A 24,750-nucleotide genomic window follows, 5' to 3' on the forward strand; every position below is an offset into this window, starting at 1 on the left:
TCGTTCTCTCTCTCAGTACGACACGTAGACGTCGGTCAGCAGGTTCGTCAGCGGCGGGTATTCGGCAGCTCGCGCCTTCGTGACGGCGACCTCGACCCGTTCACGAGCCTCGGCGTCGATCGCATCGAGTTCCTTCGCGGTGACCTTCTTGCCGTCGACCTTCGCGCGGAACTTCACCAGCGGATCCTGGGTCCTGCGGAGCTCGGCGACCTGGTCCGCGGTGCGGTACAGCTGGGCGTCGCCCTCGAAGTGGCCGTGCCAGCGGTGTGCCACCGCCTCGATGGTGGAAGGACCGCCTCCCCTGCGGGCGCGCTCGACCGCCTCGCGCGCCGCCTCGTGGACCTCGAAGAAGTCGGTACCGTCGACGGTGGTAGCGGGCATCCCGAACGACGCGGCGCGCGCAGCGATACTCGGTGTGCCGACCGCATAGTCGCGGCCGGTGGCCTCACCGAATCCGTTGTTCTCGATGACGAAGACGATCGGCAACTCGAGCACGACCGCCATGTTCATGGCCTCGAACACGGTGCCCTGATTGGATCCGCCGTCGCCGGTGAACGAGGCCGCGACACCGCCGTTCCCCAGGGTCTTGGCGCTCAGCGCAGCACCGATCGCCAGCGACGGGGCACCGCCGACGATCGCGTTCGCGCCGAGCATGCCCACCGACAGGTCGGCGATGTGCATCGATCCGCCCTTGCCGTGGCACAGTCCGTCGTTCTTGCCGAAGATCTCGGCCATCATCCCGTCGAGGTCACACCCCTTGGCAATGCAGTGGCCGTGTCCGCGGTGGGTGGAGCCGATGTAGTCGGTGTCGTGCAGGTTCTCGCACACACCGACGGCGATCGCTTCCTGCCCCGAGTACAGATGGATGAACCCCGGGATGTCGCCGGTCGCGTTCTCCTCGTGCAACCGGTCCTCGAACTCGCGGATCTCCGACATCTTCCGATACGCGCTCAGTAATGCACTCTTGTTCAGCGCCATTGCTCTCCTCTACTTTCTGCCTGAGGGCCTGCCGCACAGGGCCGAGCCCCGAGCGTGACGAGACTTCGGGACGGTCCTCGTCTCACGCCGTGTAACCCGGGTCACGAATGTAGGGAGAGGGAGCGAGCCCGCTCAACGTTGCGGCGGATTGCAGCCCGGGCCCGGCACGAACACTCGCGGTCGCAGCCGGGTCGGTTGCCGCACGGAACGCGCGCGGGCTGGATACCGCGCATGGAAAAGCGGGAGAGCACTCGGGAAGGGGGCGGATCGATCCGCAGCCGTGACAGGGTCCCCGTGAAGATGACATCGCCGACGACACTTCGATGTGCCCGGTTTGCCGGATTTTTTGTGTCCCTGGTGAATACCGTGGTTCTCCTGACGAACTCGACGTTCGATGGCCACCCGGCGCGTAGCGACGGCCACAGCAGCGAGAAGCTGGTGTTTCCGCCGATGCGGCGACCACCGCTGCTACCTGACCGGCCCACGGTCACCCGAGTCTGCTCCCGGACCAGCCCGGGACCGCACAAGCGCCGGGCCCCGGCGCGGGCACGGGATCTACGTTCCCCGCCGAGGCAGCGGATCCGGCAGAGCCGTCCAGGCTGCAGGCCCGGCAAGAAACTCGTCGTCATCGAGGATGCACGCATCCAGCACGTCCTGCAGCCGGGCAGGATCGAGGTCGACGCCGAAGAATGCGATGTCCTGGCCTAGGGCGAGCGATTCCTCCGCGCAGGCATCGGTGTCGGTGTGCATGGCCGTGAACTGCAACTCGGTGGCACATTGATCCCACAGCACCACCGTGTGGGGGCGCGATGCAAGCTGGCAGAAGCCCACCGCCCGTACCACATTCGCCCCGACAGGCGAGTCCGGACCTGCATCGAACAACGCAGCCAGACGGCCGGGATGAAACGGGCGAAGATTCTGGTACCGGAAGGTGGACACCCGTGCGTGGACACTGCGCGGGGCGAAGGTGTCGCTGAGCACGTGCATCCAGCCCGCGCGGTTGAGGCTCGCCTCGGCGACGTCGAATCCGTGCCGATCGAGCACCAAGGGGGCGTCGGCTCCGAGCAGCACCACCGTCGCCGCCGGGTTCAGGTGCCCGACCAGCGCCACGAGCAGATGGAGATCGTCCACTGCCAGCGATGTCCATGCGGTGAACACCACGACGGTGGCGTGCTCGATCTGCGTCGCGGTCGCCACGAGCGACGCCCCCGGGTTTCGCCTCCGGTACAGGGCAGGGGCAACCAACATATCCCACAATGTCAGGGCGTCGACGGTAGTGACGACCGAGGCGAGGGCGAGGCCCCGGGGATGTTCGTCGCGGGCAGAGACGAATTCGGAGATCACGTGCGGCGCGCCGGCGTCCCCGCGGCACTGCACCAGCGCGTCGGTAGCGGTGACGTCCGCGGCCGAGCGCAGGTGCGGCACGAAGGCGTCGAACTCGACGAGCCGGTCCGCAGCCGACGGGCCCAGAGCGCGGCGCAACGCGGTGGCTGCCGCCGGTTGCGTGAAGAAGAGGTGCACGCGCACCGGATCGGAGATGTCCATGGGGCGTCCTGAGGGTCGAGGTGCGATGCCCAATTATAACGATAACCGTTTTCATTAATAGGGGGACTCGTGAACGTCGGCCGCTCGTCGCCCGAGTCCTCGAAGACCCTGCTCATGGGGTCGCCCGCCGTCGCCACCACGGACCCCGTTGGAGTCGGTGTGCGACGTCGAGCGTGTCCTCGGAGCTCACCCTGCGATTCGTCGACCCCGAGTTCGGCGGCGACCGCTGTCGCCCTCCCGGGAGTGGGCCGCTGCCGCGGTTCCCAGACCATGAGGGGAACTCACAGCGAGTCGAGCAGATCCAGCGCTGTCGGAACGACGGCCGGTGTCAGCACTCCGAGGCCGAACGAGGCCACCGGTGCTCCGATCGGCCGGTGGAGCAAAGAGAACACCGCGATACCCAGCAGGATCAGCCAGGCGCCGACCACCGCGACACGGATCGGCGCGACCCCCAGCAGTGCCCCGATGCTGCAGATCCCACCCAGCAGCACCCATCTCCAGCGCAGATTGCGCTCACAGAACTCCCGGATGCGCGGGTCGGTTGCGCCCCGGGGCGAGTCCTGCCGGTCAGTGGTCGTCGTAGTGCCCCTCGTGCGCGGCGTGCCGGTGCCCCTCGTGGATGTAGTCCATGTGGTCGCCGTGCGGAACGGCCACATGCCCGCAACCCTCGCCATGGGTGTGGTCGTGGCCTGCATGCTCGCGGTGGTCGGTCTCGGTCATCGCAGAACTCCTCCGTCGGGAACCGTCACCCCTCGTCCAGTATCCCACCGCGACCGGGGGCGGACACCCGACTCAAGCACTCACCTCGGGCACTGTTCGCGGGCCGGGACGGAGCGAGGGGTCCGTAGGGCACCGACGCGGCACGCGTCGAAGCGGGACCCTCAGGACGAGACCGGCACGAAGCCCACCACCGCAGCCAGCTCGCGGCATGAGGCCTCGAACAAGTCCCTCAGAGCCACTGACCGCTCTGGACCGACAGCAGCCGGTCCATCGCGTCCGGGGACCACGTGCTCTCGGGCGGTTCGGGCGCCCGGCGGCCCCGGCGCGGGGCGCCGAGTTCGGGGTAGAGGCTGCGGGAGACCTCTCGGGCGGCGTCCACCACGAGGGGTGCGACCCGCTCGAGCTGCGCGGTGCGGGCGTCGCCGCACAGCGAGATCGCGGCGACCGGACCGTCGTGCCCGCGCACAGCGACGGCGACGCACGCGACGCCGCGCACGGACTCGCTGCGCTCGAACGACAGACCGCGCCTCTGCCGGATCCGGCTGAGTTCCTGGTGCAGGGTCGCGAGGTCACCGATGGTGTGCTCGGTGCGGCGGGCCAGGCGCCGCTCGTACAGGTCGTCGACGCGCTCGGGTTCGAGCCAGGCCAGCATCGCCTTGCCACCGGCGGTGGTGTACGCCGGGGCCCGGCCGCCGACCCGCGAGGGCAGCGCCGCGGCGAAGCGGCCGCCGACCTTGTCGAGGTAGACGCTCTCGGCGCCGTCGAGGACGGCGAGGTGGACCACCATGCCGGTCTGCATGTGCAGCTCGTGCAGGAGCGGCGCCGCCGACGCCCGGATCTCCCCGTGGCCACCGTCCCCGCCGCCGAGACCGAGCGCCCGCCGGCCGAGGCAGTAGCCGAAGGATGCGTGGTCGACCCAGTTCAGCTTCACGAGCTGATCGAGGATGCGGTGCACGGTCGAGCGGGGCAGCCGGGTGCGGCAGGCCACCTCCTCCAGCGTCAGGCGCGAGGACCTGCCCTCGAACGCGTCGAGGATGAGCGTCATCCGTTCGACCATCGACGGCGGCACGTCGCGCCGCGGGGCGGTGGTAGCTGTCGGTTCCGTTGCTTCGACGACTGCCATCTGCGGCCTCCCGATACTTCTGCCCCCGGATGGGAGCGGGAAAACTGAAATGAATTCTGAAAGTGTATCAGCTCACTCTCGCCGCCAGTAGTGATCGGCGGCGCGAATCTCCCCCTGCGACCCTGACGCGCCTCGCGTCCGCGGTCGACGCGGATCCCGCTGATCGGAACGTCGGCCGCAACGAAACGATGCCGTCCGGTACAACGGACCGACACCCTCCCAGTCCCGGCAGCGGAGAGGCTCGCATGCGCATCGGAATCGTCAGCCCCGTCGTGGTCCAGCACCCCGGCGTGCACTCACCGTGGGAACGCACCGCCGGCATCGACGACCTCGCCCGGGTGGCCCGAACCGCCGATCTCCTTGGCTTCCACCATCTGACCTGCAGCGAACACGTCGCCGTCCCGGTGGACGTGGCGGCCACCCGCGGGGGCACCTACTGGGACCCCCTCGCCACGCTCAGCTATCTCGCTGCCCGGACGCAACGCATCCGGCTCGCCACTCAGGTGCTCGTCCTGGGTTACCACCACCCGCTCGAGATCGCCAAGCGCTACGGCACCCTCGACGTCCTCAGCGGCGGCCGGCTGACGCTCGGCCTCGGGGTGGGCAGCCTGCGCGAGGAGTTCGACCTCCTCGACGCACCGTTCGAGGACCGGGGCGCCCGCGCCGACGACGCCCTGGCCGCGTTGCGCGCCGCACTGTCCCGACGACTGCCGGAGTACCACGGGTCCTATTACGAATTCCAGAACCTGCTCGTCGAGCCGCACGCCGTCCAACCCCGCGTCCCGCTGTGGATCGGGGGCCGCACGCTGCGCTCGCTGCGCCGCGCCGTCGCCCACGGCGACGGCTGGGTGCCGTTCGGCCTGCCCCTGCCCGACCTGACCGCGATGCTCGGCCGGGTGGACCGCCCGGAGGGCTTCGACGTCGTCCTCGACACCGGTGCGCCCCTCGACCCGCTGGGCGCGCGCGAGCGCACCGCCCGGTCGCTGGATCGCCGTCGCGAGGCCGGCGCCACCGTGGTCGGAGCGACCGTCGCCGCGACCGGCGTCGAACACTACTGCGAACAACTCGAGTGCCTGCGGGCACTCGGCACCGATCTGGGGCTGGACTTCGCCCCGGCCGAACCATCCGAACAGGAGACCTCATGACCGACACCGCAGAGACCGACACCGCAGAGACCGACACCGCAGAACTCGTCCGGTCCCTCCTCGCCCGCGTCCAGCTCCTCGAGGACAAGATCGCCGTCCAGGAGATCGTCACCGCCTACGGCCCGGCCGTCGATGCCGGCGACGCCGACGCGGTGGGCGAACTGTGGACCGAGGACGCCGTCTACGACGTCGACATGCGCACCATGAACGGCCGCAAGGAGATCATGGAGATGGTGCGCACACGGCCGCACCAGGACTACATCCACGAAGGATGCGGACACCTCCTCGATCCCGTGCACATCCGGGTCGAGGGTGACACGGCCGTGGCCACCTGCCATTCGCAGTTGCTGCGCCACGACGAGAACGGCTTCCGGGTCTGGCGCGTGACGGCCAACCGCTTCGAACTCGTCAAGAACGACGGCCGGTGGCGGATCCGCAGACGCACCGCCCGGGTGCTCGACGGCCGCGACGAGTCGCGCGAGCTGCTCGCCCGCGCCGGTCGCTGACCCGCCCCGGACACCGGGAACGGCCGGCACCGAATGCGGGGCCGGCCGTTCCTCGTCCGACGACGTCAGGCGTCGACGGTCGCGTTCTCGAGCGTCGCCCTCGCCCACCGGTAGTCCGCCTTCCCGGCGGGCGAACGCAGCACCTCGGGAACCGGCACGATCGTCTTCGGGATCTTGTACCCGGCGATCAGGGTCCGGCAGTGGTCGGCCAGTTCCGTGGCCGTGGGCGCGTCCACACCGGGACGGAACTGGACGGCCACCGAGACCCGCTCGCCCAGAAGCGGATCCGGGATCCCCGCCACCACGGCGTCGAGGACGGCCGGATGGCTCTTGACGGCTTCCTCGACCTCCTCCGCGTAGACCTTCTCGCCGCCGGTGTTGATGCAGGCCGACCCGCGGCCGAGCACGACGATCGCACCGTCCGGCTCCACGGTGGCCAGGTCCCCGAGCAGGCACATGCGCACACCGTCACGCTCGGGGAACGTCGCCGCGGACTTGTCCGGGTCGTTGTAGTAGCCGAGGGGGACGTGGCCGATGCGGGCGAGGTAACCGATGGTCTCCGAGCCGGGCTCGACCTCGGCCAGATCCGTGTCGACCACCCGCAGCGTCGGCGACGGGGAGATCCGCGCACGGCCGTCGGAGCCGGCGTCGAGGGTGCCGGTCGCGCCCGCCTCCGACGAGCCGAAGGAGTTGCGCAGGTAGACGTTCGGCAGCAGCTCCGCCAGGTGTGCGCGCACACTCGCCGACCACAGCGCCCCGCCGGAGCCGATGACCAGCAGAGAGCTCAGATCGAACTCCGTGCCGCGGGCGGCGACCGCGTCGGCCAGCGGCCGGCTGATGGCGTCGCCGACCACCATCACGATCGCGATCCGGTGCCGGTCGATCAGGCGCAGCGCCTCGATCGGATCGAACGACCGCATCAGCACCTGCTTCGCACCCGTGAACAGCCCCATCAGCACCGAGTACATCGCGGCCCCGTGCATGAGCGGCGCCGTGACGAGATAGGACATCGGGTGCTCGTTGGCCGCGGCGGCCGCGGCGAGATCGGCAGGGCTGCGGTGCGGTTCGCCGTAGGGGTTGCCGCCGGCCAGCGCCGCGAAGTAGAAGTCCTCGTGCCGCCACATCACGCCCTTGGGCATGCCCGTCGTGCCGCCGGTGTAGAGGATGTACCGGTCGTCGCCGTTCCGCGCACCGAAATCCCTCTCCCCCGAGGCGCTCTCCACCGCCTCCGCGTACCGCGCCACGGTCGCGTCCACAGCTGCCGCGGCCTGCTCGAGCGCCGCCGTCTCGGCGCTTCCGACGACGGTGATGTGCCGCAGCCGTGAGGTGTGCGGCACGGCCTGCGCCGCGACGTCGGCGAACTCGTCGTCGACCACGAGTGCCACGAGGTCCGCATCGGTGTAGAGGTGCACGAGCTCGGCACCCACGTAGCGGAAGTTGATGTTCACGGGCACCGCGCGAATCTTCAAGCAGCCCAACATGACCTCCAGGAACTCGAGGCTGTTGCGCATGTGCAGGCCCACATGATCACCTGCCGTCACTCCGACGGCCGCGAGGTGGTGCGCGGCCCGATTGGCGCGCGCGTCGAACTCGGCGTACGTCCGGGACTCGTCCCCGCAGATCAGGGCCGTCCGGTCGGGTATCGCATCGACGACGGCCTCGGTGAGATCGGCCAGGTTCAGAGACATCGCGGGTCCTTCCGGGGTTCGTGGGTGGGGCAGGACGCGCACGACCACGCGATCGTCGCGGGTGTGCCGCGGATCACAGCAAATTCAGTAGAACATATTCCTGTTCCGGGATCAACGGCCGGATGATGACGCGAAGGCCAGGCCCCACGGTTGCCTGCGGAATTACGGGAACACCCTCGGCTCGCGAGAGTGCGGCCGGAGAACACCCTTGTGCAGGTACTAGAATGAATACTAGTTTTCAGTCACCGTTCTGCACTCCCGCACGGACCCAAGGAGCCCATCATGACCCAGAACCTGACCCTCGACGGCCGCGCCGCCGTCGTCACCGGAGCAGGCGCCGGCCTCGGCCGTGCCGAAGCCCTCGCCCTCGCCGACGCCGGGGCCGCCGTCGTCGTCAACGACATGGGCGCCGCCGCCCACGACGTCGTCGACGAGATCCGCGCCGCCGGAGGCCGCGCCGTCGCCGTCACCGGCGACGTCTCGGACTGGGCGCTCGGCGAGGAACTCGTCCGCACCGCGGTCACCGAGTTCGGATCGATGGACATCCTGGTCAACAACGCCGGCATCCTGCGCGACAAGATGATCTTCAACCTGTCCGAGTCGGACTGGGACGACGTGATCCGGGTGCACCTCAAGGGCCACGCTGCGACGTCGCGCGCCGCGGCCGTGCACTGGCGGCAGGCGTCGAAGGACGCGAACGGCCCCGTCTACGGCCGCGTGATCAACACCTCCTCCGAGGCGTTCCTGTTCGGCTCGGCCGGGCAGCCCAACTACTCGGCCGCCAAGGCCGGCATCACCGCCCTGACCCTGTCGACCGCCCAGGGCCTGTCGCGGTACGGGGTGCGGGCCAACGCCATCTGCCCGCGCGCCCGCACGGCCATGACTGCGGACGCATTCGGCGAGAACAACACCGGCGCGTCGGGTCTGGACCCGCTCGCGCCCGAGCGAGTGGCCACCCTGGTCCGGTACCTCGCCTCCCCCGCCTCCGACGAGGTCAACGGTCAGGTCTTCGTCGTGTACGGCAAGATGGTCGCGCTCATGGAGGCCCCCAAGGTCGAGCACCGCTTCGACGCCGCGGGCTCCGCGTTCACCGTCGACGAACTCGGTGACCAGCTCTCGTCCTACTTCTCCGGTCGCGGCCCGTACGAGACCTACGCCGCCTACAGTGTGGCCGAACTGGAGAAGGTCGCGCTCGCCACGGGCGACCCCGTCGGCGCATGAGTGGAAGGGACGTGGCCGTGAAACTGCGCGGGAAGACCGCCGTCGTCACCGGCGGTGCGGGCGGGATCGGCCGCGCGGTGACCCGCGTGTTCGTCCGCGAGGGCGCCCGCGTGCTGTTCGTCGACGTCGACGACGATCGGGGGCGCGCGCTCGAGTCCGAGCTGACCGGGGCCGGCGGTGAGGCGAAGTTCCTGCAGGCCGACATCTCCCGGCGCGAGAGCGCGGACCAGATCCGCGACGCCGCCGTCGCGGCGTTCGGCGGCATCGACATCCTGGTCAACAACGCGCACGCGTCGCGCCAGGCACTGCTGGTCGAGCACACCCCGGAGATGTTCGAGCTGTCGTTCGGCACGGGGTTCTACCCCACCGTGCACCTCATGCAGGCCTGCTACCCGCAGCTCAAGCAGGCCCGGGGTTCCGTCGTCAACTTCGGCTCCGGGTCCGCCCTCGACGGCATGCCGACGCAGACGTCGTACGCGGCGGCGAAGGAGGCGATCCGGGCGGTCAGCCGGGTGGCCGCGAACGAATGGGCCGCCGACGGCATCCGCGTCAACGTCGTGTGCCCGTTCGCCGCGACCGAAGGCGTGCAGGCCTGGCAGCAGGCGTTCCCCGACCGGGCGGCCGCCGCGGCGGCGAAGGTGCCGTTGCAGCGCATCGGCGACCCGGAGACGGACATCGCGCCGGTGGTGGTGTTCCTCGCCTCCGACGACTCGAAGTACATGACGGGGCAGACGCTGATGGCCGACGGGGGCAGCATCAAGCTGCGGTGAGCGGGGTTCTCTCGCGCCGGGTTCCATCGCACTGAGTGGGACACCCGATCGACAGGGGCGGTGCCGCGTGGAAATCTGCGTCCTACAGGCCCGCCGGCCGGTGTCGTACCCGGCCGGCGGGCCGCATCCATATCCGGTCTGCCGCACGGCAGCCACGTCCGTACCGTCCGAGAGAGGGTTTCGACCGCATGGCTTCCTCCTCCCCGCTCTTCCGCCCGCTCCGTGTGCGTTCGCTCGAGTTGGCGAACCGCATCGTGATGTCACCGATGACGCGGTCGTACTCGATCGACGGTGTGCCGGGTGAGGACGTCGCCGCCTACTACCGGCGGCGGGCCGCGGGTGGGACGGGCCTGATCGTCACCGAGGGTGTCGCCATCGATCACCCGACGGCCGTGGACAATCCGCGTGTTCCGCGCATGCACGGCACCGAGGCACTCGCGGGGTGGCGCCGGGTCGTCGACGAAGTACACGACGCCGGGGGCCGGATCGTCCCGCAGTTGTGGCACGTCGGACCGTTGTGGGGCGCGATGAGCGCGGTCGATCCCGCACTGAAGCCGATGCGTCCGTCGGGCAGCTGGGGCGCCCTGGGCATCACCTCGTACCCGGAGGACTACGTCGCGTGGGCCACCCGGCCGACGGAGGCGATGACCGAGCAGGACATCGCCGACGTGATCGCGGCCTACGCTCGCGCCGCCGCCGCAGCCGCCGAGGCCGGATTCGACGGCATCGCGCTGCACGGCGGGCACGGCTACCTGCTGGACTCGTTCCTGTGGGAGGGCACCAACACCCGGACCGACGCGTGGGGCGGTGACCTCGAGCGGCGCACCCGATTCCCCGCGGCCGTCGTGGCGGCCATCCGCGCCGAGATCGGCGACGATCTGCCCATCGTGTTCCGCTTCTCGCAGCACAAGCAGCAGAACTACACCGCGCGCATCGCCGAGACGCCCGACGAGCTGAAGGTGATCCTCGGCGCTCTCGTCGAGGCCGGCGTCGACATCCTCGACGCGAGCATCCGCCGTTTCGACACCCCCGCCTTCGAGGGCAGCGACCTCTCGCTCGCCGGCTGGGCCAAGCAGCTGACGGGCGTGACCACCATGGCCGTCGGCAGCGTCGGCATCGGCAAGTCGCTGCGGGAGAGCCGGATCAGCGGCTCGGCACCGATCGACGACAACGTCCACGAGGTGGAACGACGGATCGACAGCGGCGAATTCGACCTGATCGCCGTCGGCCGCCTGCACCTGGCCGACCCGGCCCTCGCGACCACCCTGCAAGCCGGGGGGCCGCTGCCCGAATTCGACCGCGCGATCCACGAAGCGTCGCTGACCTGACCCGAACGGGGCGGGTGCGCGGCGGTGACGACAGGAGGCCTCCATGGGATCCTCGTTCCCCGAGCAACTTTCCGCTGTGCTCGATCGGCAGCGCCGGACGCCGTCCACGGCGTCGGCCACCGATCCGGGCCACCGGGTCCGGCCCGTCCGCGCCATGATCGATCTGCTCGTGCAGCACCACAAGCCGCTCACCGAGGCGGTCCACGCCGACTTCGACGGACAACTGCCGACCCACGTGGTCATGGACGACATCCTCACGTCCCTGACGGCACTGCACCGGGTGCGGGAGTCGTTGGAAGGCTGGGGTAGCGCCGGTCGGCCCACCTACCGGATACCCGGGCCGTCGGGGGCGCTGTGGCACTGCGGCCCGCACCACGACGCCGGGACGGTGGCCATCGTGGGAAGCCGCACCGCACCCCTGTTCTCGCTGCTGGGACCGTGGGTCAGCGCGATCGGCACCGGCCACCGCGCCGTGCTGATGCCGGCCCACGGGCTGCCGCGCACGGTGCGAGTGCTGGCGGACGCCGCCGAGTCCCTCCTCGACCCCGCCCACATCGCGGTGCTCGTCGGGATCGAGAACCACGACGATCAGATCACCGCCGACCGCTTCGACCACGTCGTGGTCACCGGCGAGCACCACGCGTCGCCGCCCGGCGGGACCGCGACGACGTCCGTGCTGCGCCCCGGCGCTGCGGGACCGGTGAGTCCGCACCGGCGCACGTTCGCCGACGCGCTTGCGACGACGTACGCCGCGCTGCTGCCCGCCGTCACCGACCACCCCGGTCTCGTCGTGACCGTCGCCGACCACCCGGGCAGCTGCCCGGTCCTGCGCTTCACCCGCCCCGGAGCGGCCTCGTCGCCGACCGATCAGTGGGACGACGAGCGCGCGCCGGACGTCGAGCGATGGAGAATGCCCGCATGAGCAGCCCACTCGAGGATCGCCTCGCGCTCACGGACGTCGTCGCACGGTACGCCCGTGCCGTCGACCGCCGCGAGCCGGCCGTGCTGCGTTCGCTCTTCACCGACGACGCCGAGTTCGTGCAGCCGCCCGGGCTGGTCCGTCGCGGACACGACCCGGTGCTCACCGGTGCCGGACCGATCGCCGACGGGGTGCTCGCCGCGGTCGCGCACCTGCACTCCACACGCCACGTCCTCGGCCAGCACGTGATCGACCTCGACGGCGACCGCGCCCGGGGCGAGCTGTACTGCGAGGCGCACCACGTGTACCCGAGCGGCGACGGCTACCGGGACTACACGGTGTCCGTCCGCTATCGGGACGAGTACCGGCGCGAGCCGGACGGCTGGCGCATCTCGCGCCGGGAACTGGTCGTCGATCTCACCGCCGACCGTGAAGTGACGTTGCTCCGATCCGAGTGAGGGGGAAACCTTCGTGACACAGACCGACGCGGGCCTGACACCGAGCGCCGCGGAACAACTGCTGGCCGTCGAGGAGATCAAGCGGCTCTTCGCCGCACGGCTGCGGGTGATGGACACCAAGCAGTGGGATCTGTACCCCACCCTGCACACCGAGGACGTGGTGAGCGAGACCTGGGGCGGTCTGCCCGAGGACACCCAGCCGCGCACCGGTGGACGGTCCAATCGGGTCGTGGGCCGCGAACCGTTGCGGCGCGCCATCGAGAACCTGCTCGACGGAGGCACTCCGGTCACCAGTGCGCACCACGGTCACACTCCCGAGATCACCCTCACCGGCGACACCACCGCGACCGGCATCTGGGCGATGGAGGACGAACTGTGGTGGACGAACGGGACCGTCGAGGAACACCTGCACGGCTGGGGCCACTACCACGAGGAGTACCGGAAGGTCGACGGCGTGTGGTTGATCAGCTACCGCAAGCTCACCCGGCTGCGGCAGGTGCACACACCCGGGTTCTTCGACTTTCTGAAGCCGCTCCGGTAGGACTTCGCCGGTTGCCGTCTCGGGGATCGAGATGGTGACGGAGCGCCTTTCGCGGTAACGCGTCTCGTCGGTTCACCGGCTCTCGGTCCTCGTCGACACGCCACGGATGGCTCAGCAATTCTCTTGCGGAGCCGAGGGCAGCGCACGTGGAACGGCTTCGTGACGTCTCTGGCGGAAATCGTCCCAGAGCAACGGAATTGCTGCCACCGAGCACATTGCGCTCGCCCCTACCTCCCCAGTCTCCGCTGCGGCGGAACAGGCTTCGGCTCTTCGACCACTCGAAGAAGTGCGTGGTACCCCTGACTTCGGAACTGTTCGGGAACCTGCAACCAGGACGGATGCGACTCTGCGGCCAATGCGTCGGCCAAGACCCGGACCCGTCCACGATCACTGCCTTCCATGCGTAGGCTGTCGCCCAACGGATCGCTCATCGCACACGCCGACACCACCGCGTCGTCGAGGTGCCGCGCTCGGTCCCGTGCGTCCTCCTTGTAGGCAGCACCTTTCAGCACCAGCGCACCGAGGACGTCAGGAACGCTCAGCCGGATCGATCCGTCGTCGTACTCGACGATGCAGTCGACGGTCTTGCGGAGAGCCGAAGTTCCTGCAGGCACGGCGAATACCTCACGGCCGGCCACCTTCGGTCGATGACGGGGCGCGAGATCGTCCGGGACAGTTCCGCTACCTGGGGTCACGGCGGCGTCCACCCGCCGACAGGAGCCGGCACTTCCCATCTCGGCCGGTCACCGGACGTCATCGAGCAAATTCTGTAGCACCCGCGTGCCGGCGCTACGCTCGCGAGTGTCGAGAGAGTCCATCAGATCCACTGCGACAGCTGCCAGCGGCACCTCTCCCCCACGAAAGGCATCCGCGATCGTCACCGCCCGCACAGTGATGTCACCATCCCCGTCGACGGTCAAACCGAAGTGATCGACAAGACCGTCGTACTCCTCCGCCAGTACATATCCGTCGATTCCTCTCCGGCTCGCAGCCAAACCGAACTTGCTCGCGACGGGGCGTCGTACCAGCGCGCTTGCGCCGGTCAGCACCAGATACTCGGAGAGGTTCGCCGCGCTGCCGGCCCATCCACGCATGCGATGAACCGCCGCACGGCGACGCGCGAGAAATGCGACTTCCTGCGCGCTGGATCGCCGGAGCCGGTGCTTGAGCCGGGCCATCTGCGCCGCCGGTATCCAGTCCACGTCCTCCCCGGACAGCAGCGTCAACGCCGCCCAGGCGACGTCTTCGTTCCAGGGCCGCCCGCGGACCGGGCGCAACTGTGCACGACGGTGCACCGAGCCGGCATCCAGGAGCAGCATGTCACCGATCTCACGCGCTACCACCACTTCGCCGGCGCGAGCCAAGCGGGCGACCTGTCGCCTGCTGACTCCCAGTTCGACAGCTGCGGCCGCTACCGACATCTCCTTCACTCATATATAGTCTCGACTGCGACCATATAACGCAATATTTCCACTTCAATCCCGTTTCTATTCCACCTCTGCAGCGCAGGCGGATCCCCACTCGCACCGGGCCGTCGAACATGGCACGACATGGGGGATGCCACGCGGGAGCGCCTCGATCGCGGCACCGGTCGGGACGAACCGGGGGTCACGCCAGATGCTGCCGGGGAGCGAGCTTCCGGTCGGCTCGGTCCACGGCGGCCCACACCGCGCCGATCTCCTCGTCGTCGGGATCGATGCACCCCTCGCACGCGAGCAGGTTCAGCTCGAGGAAGCCGTCCGACCGGTTCGCCGGGCCGGCCGCGAACACCATCGGGAGCAGACCGCGGACGCGGTCGGCGCCTTCGTGGAGTGCACGTCGAAAATGTCGCACCGGCAGGATCAGGGCACCGAGCCCTCGTAGCACCCTTCGGACAGATCGGCGTGGCATGCGCGTCAGGTGTATGAGGCAGGAGTCGGCCCTGTAGGCGTGCCGGCGCGGGCCTGCCGCCGCAGCGTCTCCAGGTTCTGTCGCATCTGTGGCCGCATGTCCTGGTGCTGCGGATGCAGGCGGGAGTAGAGCGCGAGCAGGGGGCGGTACGGCAGTACGTCGATCCGGTACGAGTGCGTCACCCGGGTCCCGTCACCGTCGGTCCGGAACACGTAGGACCAGGTGGTCGAGTCGTGGTAGAGCGGGTTGCGCCGGTCCGAGACGGTGTGGAATTCGAACCTCTCGCCAGGATCGGCGGCGGTCACCTCGCAGACCCGGGACCATCGGGTGTGATGGGCGCGGTTGCGTCCGCGGAAGCGGGCCCCCACCGTCCCCGGCGATCGTCCCGGCAGCCACTCGCAGCTGCGGCACTCGGGGCTGCGCTCCCCGATGCGCGTGACGTCGGCGACCGCGTCGTACAGCTGCCGGGCCGGGGTGTCGATCCGCAGTTCCACCGACCCCTCGGTGCGGGGCGGCCGGTGCAGCCGCGGGCCGACATCGACGTCGGCGCCCCACCGAGCGGCGCATGCCCGCCGATACGGTCGTGCGAACGCATGCCGCAGCAGGAACCGAGTAGCGGGGCCGACCTTGCCGACGGCGACGTCGTAGTCTTCCCGATCGACCCCGTCGACCACCCAGTGAGCTTCGATCCCCAACTCCCGCTTCGTCTTCGAGGCAATGAACACCTTCTGCTCCACCTCGTCCCACTGACGACGGGTCAGGGTCCGGGCGACGACCGGCATCATCTCGTCCTCTTCGCGCTGCAGATGCGGCAGCAGTACCTGTTCGAGTGCGGTGAGGGCATGCACCAGATCTTCTCGGGCCGCGGGATCGGCACGGTAGTCGGTGGCCGCAGCGGTCACCCGTTCGATCTCGGGGCCGATCCGCGCATGGTCGGCGTCCATCTCGTCGAGCAGGGCCTCGGCGGCCGGGTTCACGGCGCGCACCAGGGGCCACAGTCCCTGATCCTCGCCGCTGTGGTGCAGGTGCAGGAACTGCATCATCCACACCAGATGATCGGCCAGGGCGACCCGCTGGGTCCGTTCGGGCGCAGGCGCGGTACGCAGTACCTGGGCGGCGCGCGTCAGATCGCGGCGCAGCGCGCTGTGCACGACACGCATGATCCGCGTGTCGGCGGGGGGCAGAGTGTCGGTTGTCATGTTCGTCTCCAGCCATGGGCACCCGAGTCTCACCCCGGGCGATCGAGAATTTCTTCGATGCGGTCGATGAGCCACGCCTCGTAGCGGACCCGACTCCAGCCGCATCCTTCGATGAAAAGGGCGTAGACCTGGTCCCCGGCCTGAACCCACAATTCGTCGACCTGACCGGGATCCGGGTGGCGGCCCAGAATCACGCCGGCGACGTCGGCGATCGAGAGCCTGCGTTGCCGCTCCAGATCGGCAACCACCGCGGCGAGCGCGGGATCGACCGTCGCCCCCTGGCGCAGTGCCGCGGCCAGGCGATGGAGGCGCTCGTTGATCAGGGCAATCATGCGCGCGGTGATCTCGATGCGCTCGCCGGTCGTTCGTCCGGAACCGATCTCCGTGTAGGCGGGCCGGGCGGCCAGTGGCACCGGCGCGTCGTCGCCGACGACGGCGACGTCCAGCGCCGACTTCAACAGATCCGCCTTGGATCCGAACGTTGCGTAGACGGTTTCGACGGACACCCCGGCGGTCCGCGCGACCTCGCGCATCCCGGTGCCGACCCAGCCGCGCTCGGCGAACAAGCGGGTGGCGGCCTCGAGCACGACCCTCCGCGTCTGGGCTGCCTGCATCCGGCGCAGCGAAGAGCGGTACCGGCGAGTTCCGGAGCCGCCGGCCGTCGAGTCGTACTCGACCGTGGCCATACCCCTATTCTAGAACGTACGCGTTTTCGATACAATACTGTTCCAGTGATTTCCGGGCCCCACTCGAATCCGAATACATCCATAGCACCACCCCTTTCGTCACCCTGGGTCGGGCGGCACAGTGGTCCGGGACGGCCGAACGGACCATCGACTGTTCGACGGCCGGTCGGCCGCAATCCCGTTCGCACACAGTGACATACACTGCACCACGCCGGTGCAGCAACAGATCCGTGGTGATCGCCGGCTCCCCGATCGGGGTGCCGAACTCGAACTCACGCCCCGCGGCCGAAGGGTGGTCGCTGTCGCCGCGGCCGGTGCCCTCGAGCGTCGGGCCCCACGGTGAGCGCCAGACAGTTCCGGACGTCCGTAGACGGAGCGATGCACGTCTGCGCCGTCATGTTCGGGACGAACGGTAGTCTCGAACCGTGCAGGAGGCTGCGAGGTTTCACGTGCGGGAACCGGAGCCCGCCGATGCCGAGGCGATCGCTCGAGTGCAGGTCGCCACCTGGCAGGCAACCTACGGCAGCCTCCTCCCCAGCTCGTACTTCGACGCCACCGCGCTCGAGCAGCGCACAGCCATGTGGCGCTCCGTACTGAACGGGCTGCACCGTCCGCCACGACTCCGCGTCGCCGAAACACACGGAGACATCGTCGGGTTCGCTGCTGCCGGCCCACCGATCGAGGACGACGACCCCGTCCGAGACCTCCAGCTCTACACCCTCTATCTCCTCCCCGAACACCACGGAAGCGGTGCCGGGCAACTACTTCTCGATGCCGTTCTCGTCGGAGAACCCGCTCAACTGTGGGTTGCCGAGGACAATCCCCGCGCCCACAGCTTCTATCGCCGTAACGGGTTCATGCCCGACGGTACGGAGAAGATCTTCCCGCACGCCCCTCTGGTCGCGGTCCGACTCGTCCGATAGCTGCCCCTCATACCGAGCAAGTGATGCGCACACGCCGCCCGATGCGGGCATCACTTGCCACCGCACATGCAACAACGACTCCGCCCCGAGTGGCGGTGGCGCCCCGCCGACCGGCTCGTAACACGTGGACGTGATTGCGAACTGGACGCTTGTCACGATCACCGGACGGGGGCCCGGCACGGCCGGTACCGGCCCGAGTGGCCCGGTTCCGACGACTGCACCTGTCGCCCACGCAATACCCGGCCGCTGGGACACCGATCCGGTGCGACAATCCAGGTGTCGAAGGGAGGCGCGAGATGACCCAGACACGATCGGTGATCGGGGACAGCGTCGAGGAGTCGATCGGCGGCGGCGAGGACGTCGCGCCGCCGCGGCTCGGGGCGGCCGTCGGTGCCCTGGCCGACGTGTTCGGTCACGGCCGGACCGTGGCCCGGCACGGCGCGGCGTTCGGCAAGGAACTGGCGAAGATCGCCGCCGGTCGATCCACGGTGGCCCCCGCCGAGGGGGACCGCCGGTTCGCCGATCCGGCGTGGAGCACGCACCCGGCCTACCGCCGGCTCGAGCAGACCTACCTGGCCGCCACCGACGCCGTCGACGGCGTCGTCGCCGACGTCGGCCGCGGCATCGACCCACGCCGGGCCGCCGAGGCCAAATTCGCCGCCGACATCCTCACCGCCGCCCTGGCGCCGACGAACTACCTGTGGACCAACCCCGCCGCGCTGAAGGAGGCGTTCGACACCGCCGGCCTCAGCCTGGTGCGCGGCACGAAGCACTTCGTCTCCGATGTGGTCGAGAACCGGGGCATGCCGTCGATGGTCCGACGCGGCGCCTTCACCGTCGGCACCGACCTGGCGGTGACCCCGGGGGCGGTGATCTCCCGCGACGAGGTCGCCGAGGTGCTGCAGTACACCCCGACCACGGCGACGGTCCGCCGCCGGCCGGTGCTCGTGGTGCCCCCGCCCATCGGCCGGTACTACTTCCTGGACCTGCGCCCGGGACGCAGCTTCGTCGAGTACAGCGTCGGCCGGGGCCAGCAGACCTTCCTGCTGTCGTGGCGCAATCCCACCGCCGAGCAGGGTGACTGGGACTTCGACACCTACGCCGGGCGGGTGCTGCGCGCGATCGACGAGGTACGGGAGATCACCGGCAGCGACGAGGTGAATCTGATCGGCTTCTGCGCCGGCGGGATCCTCGCCACCACGGTGCTCAACCATCTGGCCGCCCGGGGCGACGACCGGGTGCACAGCATGGCGTATGCGGTGACGATGCTCGACTTCGGCGATCCGGCACTGCTCGGCGCGTTCGCCCGGCCTGCCCTGATCCGGTTCGCCAAGGGCCGGTCCCGCCGCAAGGGCCTCATCAGCGCCCGGGACATGGGCTCGGCGTTCACCTGGATGCGCCCGAACGATCTGGTGTTCAACTACGTGGTCAACAACTACCTCATGGGGCGCACCCCGCCGGCCTTCGACATCCTCGCCTGGAACGCCGACGGCACCAACCTGCCCGGCGCCCTGCACGGGCAGTTCCTCGACCTCTTCCGGGACAACCTGCTCGTCGAACCCGGCGCGTTCACCGTGCTGGGCACGCCCCTCGACCTGACGTCGATCACCGTACCCACCTTCGTCTCGGGCGCGATCGCCGATCACCTGACCGCGTGGCGCAACTGCTACCGCACCACCGAGTTGCTCGGCGGCGACACCGAGTTCGTGCTCAGCTTCTCCGGGCACATCGCCAGCCTGGTCAACCCGCCCGGCAACCCGAAGGCGCACTACTGGACCGGTGGCACACCGGGCCCGGACCCCGATGCCTGGCTGAAGGGCGCCGAGCGGCAGCAGGGCAGCTGGTGGCAGGCCTGGGCCGACTGGGTGCTCGCCCACAGCGGGGAGGAGATGCCCGCGCCGAGCGCGCCCGGCAGTGCCCGGCATCCCCCACTCGAGGCCGCCCCCGGCCGATACGTACGCGACCTACCCCCCGACTGAACGTGTCTCTCACGGATCACATCTCGGTGACGACACGATGCATGTCGGGGCCGAGGGGCCGTCGGTGATGTCGCGGTAGCGCCGGCGTCACGGCCGCGACGAGCCGTGCTCACCGTGGAGGTGGGCACGCTCGCCGTCGTGGTCGAAGATCGTGAGAATTTCCACCGGACCGTCGTGGGCACCGATGACGTGCGGGACCATCGTCGAGAACGCGGCGGCCTCGCCGGTCCGCACCAGCACCGTCCGCTCGCCCAATTGCAGCCGGGCCGTGCCGGCGAGCACGGTGAACCACTCCCGGCCCGGATGCACCGCCGCCGCACCGGTTCCGGTGGGCCGGTCGGGGGTGATGCGCATCTTGGCCACCGTCACGCCGTGCAGGGCCCGCTCCCGGGACAGCAGCCACGTCGTCACCCCGGGCATGTGCTCGGGCTGCGGCCGGATCACCACGTCCTCGTCCTCGGCGGATTCGACGAGCTGATCGAGCGTGGTGCCCAGGGCCCGGGCGATCGGCACCAGTTGATCGAGAGCGATCCGGCGGTTGCCGGTCTCGATGCGGCTCAGCGTCGACGGGCTGAGCCGGCAGCGGGCCGCCAGCGAATCGAGCGACCAGCCGCGGGCCAGGCGCAGGCTGCGGATGCGGCGGCGGATCACGGCGTCCAGATCTTGCGTCATACGCAAGATGGTATGCGTCATAGGCACCACGGCCGCTACCGTGAGCGACATGACGCACCACACCCACTCTCCGGGCCACCCGCACACGCATCACGAGGCCGGCCTGGCGGACCTCCTCGACCTCGACGCCGAGGTGCTCGGCGCGTATCTGGACGAGGTGACGGCGTGGGCCGAACCGTACGCCCCGGTCCGTCCCCGGGTGATCGCCGATGTGGGGGCGGGAACCGGAACCGGCAGCGTGGCTCTCGCCCGTCGATTCCCCGACGCGGAGATCGTCGCGGTCGACCGGTCGGCATCGATGCTCGACCGCGTCCGCGCCACCGCCCGCGAACACGGCCTCGCCGAACGCATCCGGACCGTCCTCGCCGACCTGGACACCACCCGGCTTCCGGTCGACGAGGTCGACCTCGCGTGGGCGGCCTCGTCGCTGCACGAGGTCGCCGACCCGGATCGGGTGCTGCGCGACCTCCACGCCGGCCTGACGCCCGGCGGGTTGCTCGTCGTCGTCGAGATGGACGAGCTGCCGCGCTTCCTGCCCGACGACACCGGACAGGACCGGCCCGGCCTCGAGGAGCGCTGCCTTCGGGCGCTCACGGAGGCAGGGTGGAACGCCCACCCCGATTGGCACGCCCACCTCGAGCGCGCCGGGTTCGAGGTCGTCGACCGGCAACGGTTCTCGACGGAAGCCACTGCGGCACAATCGAACACGGTGCGGTACGCATCGACCTACCTGGCCCGCATCCGCGACGCGCTCGACGATCGACTGGACAGGGACGACCTCGACCGGCTCGATCGCCTGCTGTCGCCCGGCAGCCCCGAACACCTGGCGCGGCGACCGGATCTGACGGTCCGCAGCGTCCGCACGGCGTGGGCCGCCCGGCGGCCCTGACCCGACACCGTCCGCTTCGGAGGGCGAACAGTGCGCGACTACCTGCGTGGCCTGTCCCCGAAGGGCAGCACACCGTCGACGTCCGCGATCTCGAAACCGAACCGCACGTCGTCGCCTCGTCGGGCGGCGTACACCTTGCGAATCCCGGCCGGCAACGGCGGCAACGGAACCCGCCGAGCCGCGACGACCGGTACGAGCAGGCCGTAGCAGCGCAGGCGCAGCAACTCCACGTAGGCGACGTCGTCGACGACCGCCCCGTCCACGACGGCGCTGACGTTCAGCCGACGGTGATCGGCGCGGATGTCGTCCCCGCGACTCAGCCGCCACGGCGTGTCGAGGGAGTTGAACCAGTCCAGCACGACGGTGATCGGTGCGACGCCCTGCACGTCGAGACGCGCCGCGCTGATCCGGGTGGACAAGCCCGGCACGATCCGCAGCCCGTGTGCGGTCACCGTCAGGCTGTCGATGCGCCGGTCGTCCCAGTCGAGTCGGCTCAGCCGCACGCGGGCGCGCAGATGCGCGCGGTCACGACGGATTCGGACGCCGTCGACGACGGCACGCAGCGGCGCTCCCTGCACGGTCGTCTCGACCGGACGGCCGGCGTACCGGAGGGCGAGACCGCGGCCGAGCAGGTCGACGAGGGTGTCGGGGACCAGCGCGGTGACAGTGCCCGCGCCGAGTTCGGCGAGCGGCTGCATCCATGCACGTTCCACCCCGGCATGATGCCACCGCACCGCAGGTCGTGGTGGGACCGTCGCTCTAGGCTGCCGCCTCCCGCAGCACCGTGACGAGCGTCGCGAGCCGGTCCGCGGCCCGGTCCGGATCGGGATGCACCATGGTCAGCGGGACCATCACATCGGTGACGCCGACGGCAAGGAGCTCTTTCACCGCCCGAGCGGTCTCCGGCACGGCGATCTCGCCGCTCGCCTCGTGCACCACCTGCAGCCGCCCGCGGATCTGCAGGTGGTCGGGGTCGCGTTCCTCCCGCTCGAGCGCGGCACGGAGCAGGTCGCGGCCCCGTTGCAGCTCGTCCGGTCCGGCACCCATGATCGGGATCCACCCGTCGCCCCATCGGGCGAGCCGGCGGATCACCGGTTTCGACAACGATCCCGAGACCCAGACCGGGATCCGCCGGTCTCCGGGGCGCGGCGAGCAGTACACCTCGGTGAAGGCCACGCTGGGCCGCTGCACCGAGGCCGGGGCGTGCTCCCACAGGGCCCGGCAGGCGGCGAGCGTGTCGTCGAGCAGCGGCCCGCGCTCGCGGAAGCTCAACCCGGCCGCCTCGTATTCCTTCTCCTGCCAGCCGGTTCCGACGCCCAGGTCGAGCCGCCCGCCGGACAGGTGGTCCAGGGTGGCCGCGGTCTTGGCGAGCACGGCCGCGCCCCGCAACGCCGCGATGATCACGCCGGTGCCGAGGCGGATCGTGCGGGTCCGGCCGGCGATCACCGCCAGCACGGTCATGGGTTCGAGCCACATCGCATCGGGTTCGGTGGCGAACGGTCCCCACGCGTAACCGGAGGTGTCGGACCCCATCACGACGTGGTCGGTGACGTTGACCCGGTCCACCCCGCTCTCCTCCGCCCGGACCGCGACGTCCACGAGGTGGGCGTAGTTGTCGCGGGCCAGCACGTCGCCGAAGTTGGGGAGGTTGACGCTCAGGGTGGGAGGATTCACGCGAAAGGTCCTTCGGTGGTAGGGATCAGGGCGCGAGGGGACGATTGGTCCACGATCCGTCGGCGCGGGCGAACCAGCCGCCGGCCGCGTAGCTGCCACCGTCGACGTGCACCGTGGACCCCGTCACGTAGCGGGAGAGGTCGGAGGCGAGGAACAGAGCCGGCCCGGCGACGTCCTCGGGCCGGCCCGGACCGCCGAGCGGCGCCCAGCCCGGCCAGCGGTGCCGGTCCGCCTCGGGCACGAGCCGCTCGTACGGCACCTGCGGCGTCTCGATCAGGTCGGGTGCGATCGCGTTCACCCGGATGCCGTGCCGGCCGACCTCGAGGGCGAGACTGCGGGTGAAGTGCCGTAGCCCGGCCTTGTACGTGCCGTACACGACGTGCCCGGGAATGCCCCGGTGCGCCTCGACCGTGGTGACGTTGACGACGGAACCGCCCCTCCCCCGGTCGATCATGCCGGGAAGGACGGCGCGGGTCATCCGCAGGGCGTGGTCGAGGTTGACGCGGGCGAGGGCTTCCCACTCGGATTCGTCGGCCTCCGCGAAGGGCGTCGCGGCGCGGAGGAAGTCGCCGACGTTGTTGACGAGCACGTCCGGGTCACGGGCGGCGGCCTCCGTCGCGACCGCCGGGTCCGCTGCGTCACCGACGATCGGAACCGCGGCGGGTACTTCGGCGGCGAGCTGCTCGGCCGCCCGGCGATCGGTGTCGACGAGGACGACGCGGGCACCGTGCTCGGCGAACAACCGCACGACGGCCGCGCCGATGCCGTTCGCTCCTCCGGTGACGACCGCGGTCCGTCCGGACAGCAGTGGATGCGACGGAGTGTTCGAGCTCGGCACGGTGGTCACCGTCGCGACGGTAGCCGTCCCGCCCCGGCGGCATCCGGCGGTTTCCCGGTGGCCGGGAACGGCGCCGTGCCCACCCCTTACGGAGTGAAGGCCGGGGGTGGCACGCGCAGCCCGGTCTCCCGCCAGATGCGCGTCGCGTCGTAGTAGTGGTCGTGACCGGCGAGATCGATGTGCCGCTCCGTCAGTCCCCGCTCCGCCGCGAGGGCCACGGCCTCGTCGTACCCGAGACTGGTGCTGGGCAGGTCGAATCCGGCGTCGCGCGCGACGGCCGAGGCGAGTGCGCGCACACTCACCGGCTCCGGGTGGGCGGCATGCAGGACAGCGCCGCCGGCCCCGGGACGGGTGCCGCGAACCGCGAGTGCCGCGATCAGGCGGCCGAGATCACCGACCGAGATCACCGACAGCAACGGGCGTCCGTCCTCGACCCACGCACCGAGACGAGTGAGGATCTGCGCGATTCCGGGCACGAACCAGCGGTCTCCGGGTCCGTGGACGAAGGCGGCGCGCACCACCGTGCCCCCGTAGTCCCGCACGGCCAGCTCGGCCGCGAGCCGGCTCGCACTGAGCACCGAGACCGGGTTCGGCACGACGGCGTCCTCGGCGACGCCGCGGTGCGGGCCCGGTCCGTAGACTCCGATCGTGCTGACGTAGATCACGTGGGGCCGGTGCTGTCGGTTCGCTGCCGCCAGCAGGTTCTCGGTCCCGGCACGGTTCACCTCGTCGCACGTCTGCGGGTCCGATCCGGTGTACGAGGCCGCATGCACGATCACGTCGGCGGCGGCGATCACGGTGCCCAGGGACGGCGGTTCGGTCAGGTCCGCCGCGATCCGTCGCGTCGCCGCGGCGGGCACGTCGTCGGGTCGTCGCGCGACGGCCGTGCCGGGCACACCCGCCTCCGTGAGCCCGGCCAGCACGGCGCCGCCGACGAAGCCGGTCGCGCCGATCACCGCGATTCGCGGGTGCTGCGCCGAAGGTTCGTCGCGGCGGCATTCCGGGGCGGCGGGTACGATTCGGCCGGGTGGGGGAAACCCGATGGGGTTCGTCACGAT

Annotated in this window: 26 protein-coding genes and 1 pseudogene; 11 read left to right on the forward strand and 16 right to left on the reverse strand. The window is 70.2% G+C overall.

The window, feature by feature from the left end; genetic code table 11:
• Positions 1-12 precede the first annotated feature (12 nt).
• The 5 genes and pseudogenes from QNA09_RS19495 to QNA09_RS19515 all read right to left on the reverse strand — a co-directional run bounded on the left by QNA09_RS19495 (position 13) and on the right by QNA09_RS19515 (position 4,366).
• Positions 13-978, reverse strand: coding sequence for a thiamine pyrophosphate-dependent dehydrogenase E1 component subunit alpha (locus QNA09_RS19495; protein ID WP_017679839.1), 966 nt, complete (start codon positions 976-978; stop codon positions 13-15).
• Positions 979-1,533: 555 nt separating this feature from the next.
• Positions 1,534-2,523, reverse strand: coding sequence for a GTP-binding protein (locus tag QNA09_RS19500; protein ID WP_244213181.1), 990 nt, complete (start codon positions 2,521-2,523; stop codon positions 1,534-1,536).
• Positions 2,524-2,804: 281 nt separating this feature from the next.
• Complete coding sequence (locus tag QNA09_RS19505) at positions 2,805-3,014, reverse strand: hypothetical protein (RefSeq protein WP_059174947.1); 210 nt, start codon at positions 3,012-3,014, stop codon at positions 2,805-2,807.
• A 76-nt stretch (positions 3,015-3,090) separates the two neighbouring features.
• Positions 3,091-3,219, reverse strand: a pseudogene (locus QNA09_RS19510) (zinc transporter permease); the annotation flags it as partial.
• A 253-nt stretch (positions 3,220-3,472) separates the two neighbouring features.
• Positions 3,473-4,366, reverse strand: a complete 894-nt coding sequence (locus tag QNA09_RS19515; RefSeq protein WP_010593462.1) for an IclR family transcriptional regulator — start codon at positions 4,364-4,366, stop codon at positions 3,473-3,475.
• A gap of 245 nt (positions 4,367-4,611) precedes the next feature.
• Between QNA09_RS19515 and QNA09_RS19520 the strand changes: the two genes are divergently transcribed.
• Together QNA09_RS19520 and QNA09_RS19525 are read left to right on the forward strand one after the other, a co-directional pair.
• A complete protein-coding gene (locus QNA09_RS19520) occupies positions 4,612-5,511 on the forward strand; it encodes a TIGR03619 family F420-dependent LLM class oxidoreductase (RefSeq protein ID WP_308072029.1) in 900 nt (299 codons plus the stop codon).
• The gene (locus QNA09_RS19525) at positions 5,508-6,017 is read left to right on the forward strand and encodes a nuclear transport factor 2 family protein (RefSeq protein ID WP_040275004.1); all 510 of its coding nucleotides are present in this window, start codon (positions 5,508-5,510) and stop codon (positions 6,015-6,017) included. Before QNA09_RS19520 ends, QNA09_RS19525 begins: the two co-directional genes overlap by 4 nt.
• A 65-nt stretch (positions 6,018-6,082) precedes the next feature.
• Here the strand turns inward: QNA09_RS19525 and QNA09_RS19530 are convergent, their stop codons facing one another.
• A complete protein-coding gene (locus QNA09_RS19530; protein WP_040275002.1) occupies positions 6,083-7,705 on the reverse strand; it encodes an acyl-CoA synthetase in 1,623 nt (540 codons plus the stop codon).
• Between the two features lie 282 nt (positions 7,706-7,987).
• Here QNA09_RS19530 and QNA09_RS19535 point away from each other — a divergent pair, with 282 nt between their 5' ends.
• The 6 genes from QNA09_RS19535 (at position 7,988) to QNA09_RS19560 (ending at position 12,942) form a co-directional block, all read left to right on the forward strand.
• A complete protein-coding gene (locus QNA09_RS19535; protein ID WP_010593466.1) occupies positions 7,988-8,926 on the forward strand; it encodes a 3-oxoacyl-ACP reductase in 939 nt (312 codons plus the stop codon).
• 17 nt (positions 8,927-8,943) lie between these two features.
• Positions 8,944-9,696: an SDR family NAD(P)-dependent oxidoreductase gene (locus QNA09_RS19540; protein ID WP_026137560.1), complete on the forward strand. Its 753-nt coding sequence runs from the start codon at positions 8,944-8,946 to the stop codon at positions 9,694-9,696.
• A 188-nt stretch (positions 9,697-9,884) separates the two neighbouring features.
• On the forward strand, positions 9,885-11,024 hold the full coding sequence (locus QNA09_RS19545; RefSeq protein WP_040275000.1) for a 12-oxophytodienoate reductase: 1,140 nt from the start codon (positions 9,885-9,887) through the stop codon (positions 11,022-11,024).
• A gap of 43 nt (positions 11,025-11,067) precedes the next feature.
• Positions 11,068-11,946, forward strand: coding sequence for a coniferyl-aldehyde dehydrogenase (locus QNA09_RS19550; protein WP_010593470.1), 879 nt, complete (start codon positions 11,068-11,070; stop codon positions 11,944-11,946).
• The gene (locus QNA09_RS19555) at positions 11,943-12,401 is read left to right on the forward strand and encodes a nuclear transport factor 2 family protein (RefSeq protein WP_010593471.1); all 459 of its coding nucleotides are present in this window, start codon (positions 11,943-11,945) and stop codon (positions 12,399-12,401) included. The genes QNA09_RS19550 and QNA09_RS19555 overlap by 4 nt, the downstream gene beginning before the upstream one ends.
• Before the next feature lie 13 nt (positions 12,402-12,414).
• Positions 12,415-12,942 (forward strand): nuclear transport factor 2 family protein, encoded by a 528-nt coding sequence (locus QNA09_RS19560; protein ID WP_064066562.1) that lies wholly within the window; start codon positions 12,415-12,417, stop codon positions 12,940-12,942.
• Between the two features lie 227 nt (positions 12,943-13,169).
• Here QNA09_RS19560 and QNA09_RS19565 read toward each other — a convergent pair whose 3' ends face one another.
• The 5 genes from QNA09_RS19565 to QNA09_RS19585 form a co-directional block, all read right to left on the reverse strand.
• Positions 13,170-13,649, reverse strand: a complete 480-nt coding sequence (locus tag QNA09_RS19565; RefSeq protein ID WP_237658132.1) for a hypothetical protein — start codon at positions 13,647-13,649, stop codon at positions 13,170-13,172.
• A 36-nt stretch (positions 13,650-13,685) separates the two neighbouring features.
• Positions 13,686-14,363: a hypothetical protein gene (locus QNA09_RS19570; RefSeq protein WP_225222675.1), complete on the reverse strand. Its 678-nt coding sequence runs from the start codon at positions 14,361-14,363 to the stop codon at positions 13,686-13,688.
• Between the two features lie 187 nt (positions 14,364-14,550).
• On the reverse strand, positions 14,551-14,775 hold the full coding sequence (locus QNA09_RS19575) for a hypothetical protein (protein ID WP_152693026.1): 225 nt from the start codon (positions 14,773-14,775) through the stop codon (positions 14,551-14,553).
• Between the two features lie 62 nt (positions 14,776-14,837).
• Entirely contained in the window at positions 14,838-16,031 is a 1,194-nt protein-coding gene (locus QNA09_RS19580) for a hemerythrin domain-containing protein (protein WP_017679827.1), read from the reverse strand.
• A gap of 29 nt (positions 16,032-16,060) precedes the next feature.
• Complete coding sequence (locus QNA09_RS19585; protein WP_017679826.1) at positions 16,061-16,717, reverse strand: TetR/AcrR family transcriptional regulator; 657 nt, start codon at positions 16,715-16,717, stop codon at positions 16,061-16,063.
• Positions 16,718-17,142: 425 nt separating this feature from the next.
• Here QNA09_RS19585 and QNA09_RS19590 point away from each other — a divergent pair, with 425 nt between their 5' ends.
• Together QNA09_RS19590 and QNA09_RS19595 are read left to right on the forward strand one after the other, a co-directional pair.
• The gene (locus tag QNA09_RS19590; protein WP_230831744.1) at positions 17,143-17,640 is read left to right on the forward strand and encodes a GNAT family N-acetyltransferase; all 498 of its coding nucleotides are present in this window, start codon (positions 17,143-17,145) and stop codon (positions 17,638-17,640) included.
• 296 nt (positions 17,641-17,936) lie between these two features.
• Positions 17,937-19,619, forward strand: coding sequence for an alpha/beta hydrolase (locus tag QNA09_RS19595; protein ID WP_017679825.1), 1,683 nt, complete (start codon positions 17,937-17,939; stop codon positions 19,617-19,619).
• 87 nt (positions 19,620-19,706) lie between these two features.
• On the opposite strand, the gene QNA09_RS19600 is transcribed toward QNA09_RS19595, so the two are convergent.
• Positions 19,707-20,291, reverse strand: coding sequence for a helix-turn-helix domain-containing protein (locus tag QNA09_RS19600; RefSeq protein WP_010593480.1), 585 nt, complete (start codon positions 20,289-20,291; stop codon positions 19,707-19,709).
• A gap of 49 nt (positions 20,292-20,340) precedes the next feature.
• Between QNA09_RS19600 and QNA09_RS19605 the strand changes: the two genes are divergently transcribed.
• Positions 20,341-21,180 (forward strand): trans-aconitate 2-methyltransferase, encoded by an 840-nt coding sequence (locus tag QNA09_RS19605; RefSeq protein ID WP_102031610.1) that lies wholly within the window; start codon positions 20,341-20,343, stop codon positions 21,178-21,180.
• 38 nt (positions 21,181-21,218) lie between these two features.
• Here QNA09_RS19605 and QNA09_RS19610 read toward each other — a convergent pair whose 3' ends face one another.
• The 4 genes from QNA09_RS19610 to QNA09_RS19625 all read right to left on the reverse strand — a co-directional run bounded on the left by QNA09_RS19610 (position 21,219) and on the right by QNA09_RS19625 (position 24,747).
• The gene (locus QNA09_RS19610) at positions 21,219-21,893 is read right to left on the reverse strand and encodes a hypothetical protein (RefSeq protein ID WP_228287113.1); all 675 of its coding nucleotides are present in this window, start codon (positions 21,891-21,893) and stop codon (positions 21,219-21,221) included.
• Between the two features lie 46 nt (positions 21,894-21,939).
• Positions 21,940-22,854: a TIGR03619 family F420-dependent LLM class oxidoreductase gene (locus QNA09_RS19615; protein WP_017679821.1), complete on the reverse strand. Its 915-nt coding sequence runs from the start codon at positions 22,852-22,854 to the stop codon at positions 21,940-21,942.
• A 25-nt stretch (positions 22,855-22,879) separates the two neighbouring features.
• A complete protein-coding gene (locus QNA09_RS19620) occupies positions 22,880-23,701 on the reverse strand; it encodes an SDR family NAD(P)-dependent oxidoreductase (protein WP_140188913.1) in 822 nt (273 codons plus the stop codon).
• Positions 23,702-23,778: 77 nt separating this feature from the next.
• Complete coding sequence (locus QNA09_RS19625; protein ID WP_268965743.1) at positions 23,779-24,747, reverse strand: NAD(P)-dependent oxidoreductase; 969 nt, start codon at positions 24,745-24,747, stop codon at positions 23,779-23,781.
• Positions 24,748-24,750: the final 3 nt, after the last annotated feature.

Origin of the sequence: Rhodococcus sp. AH-ZY2, assembly GCF_030916465.1 — a bacterium.
GTDB lineage: Bacteria > Actinomycetota > Actinomycetes > Mycobacteriales > Mycobacteriaceae > Rhodococcus > Rhodococcus ruber.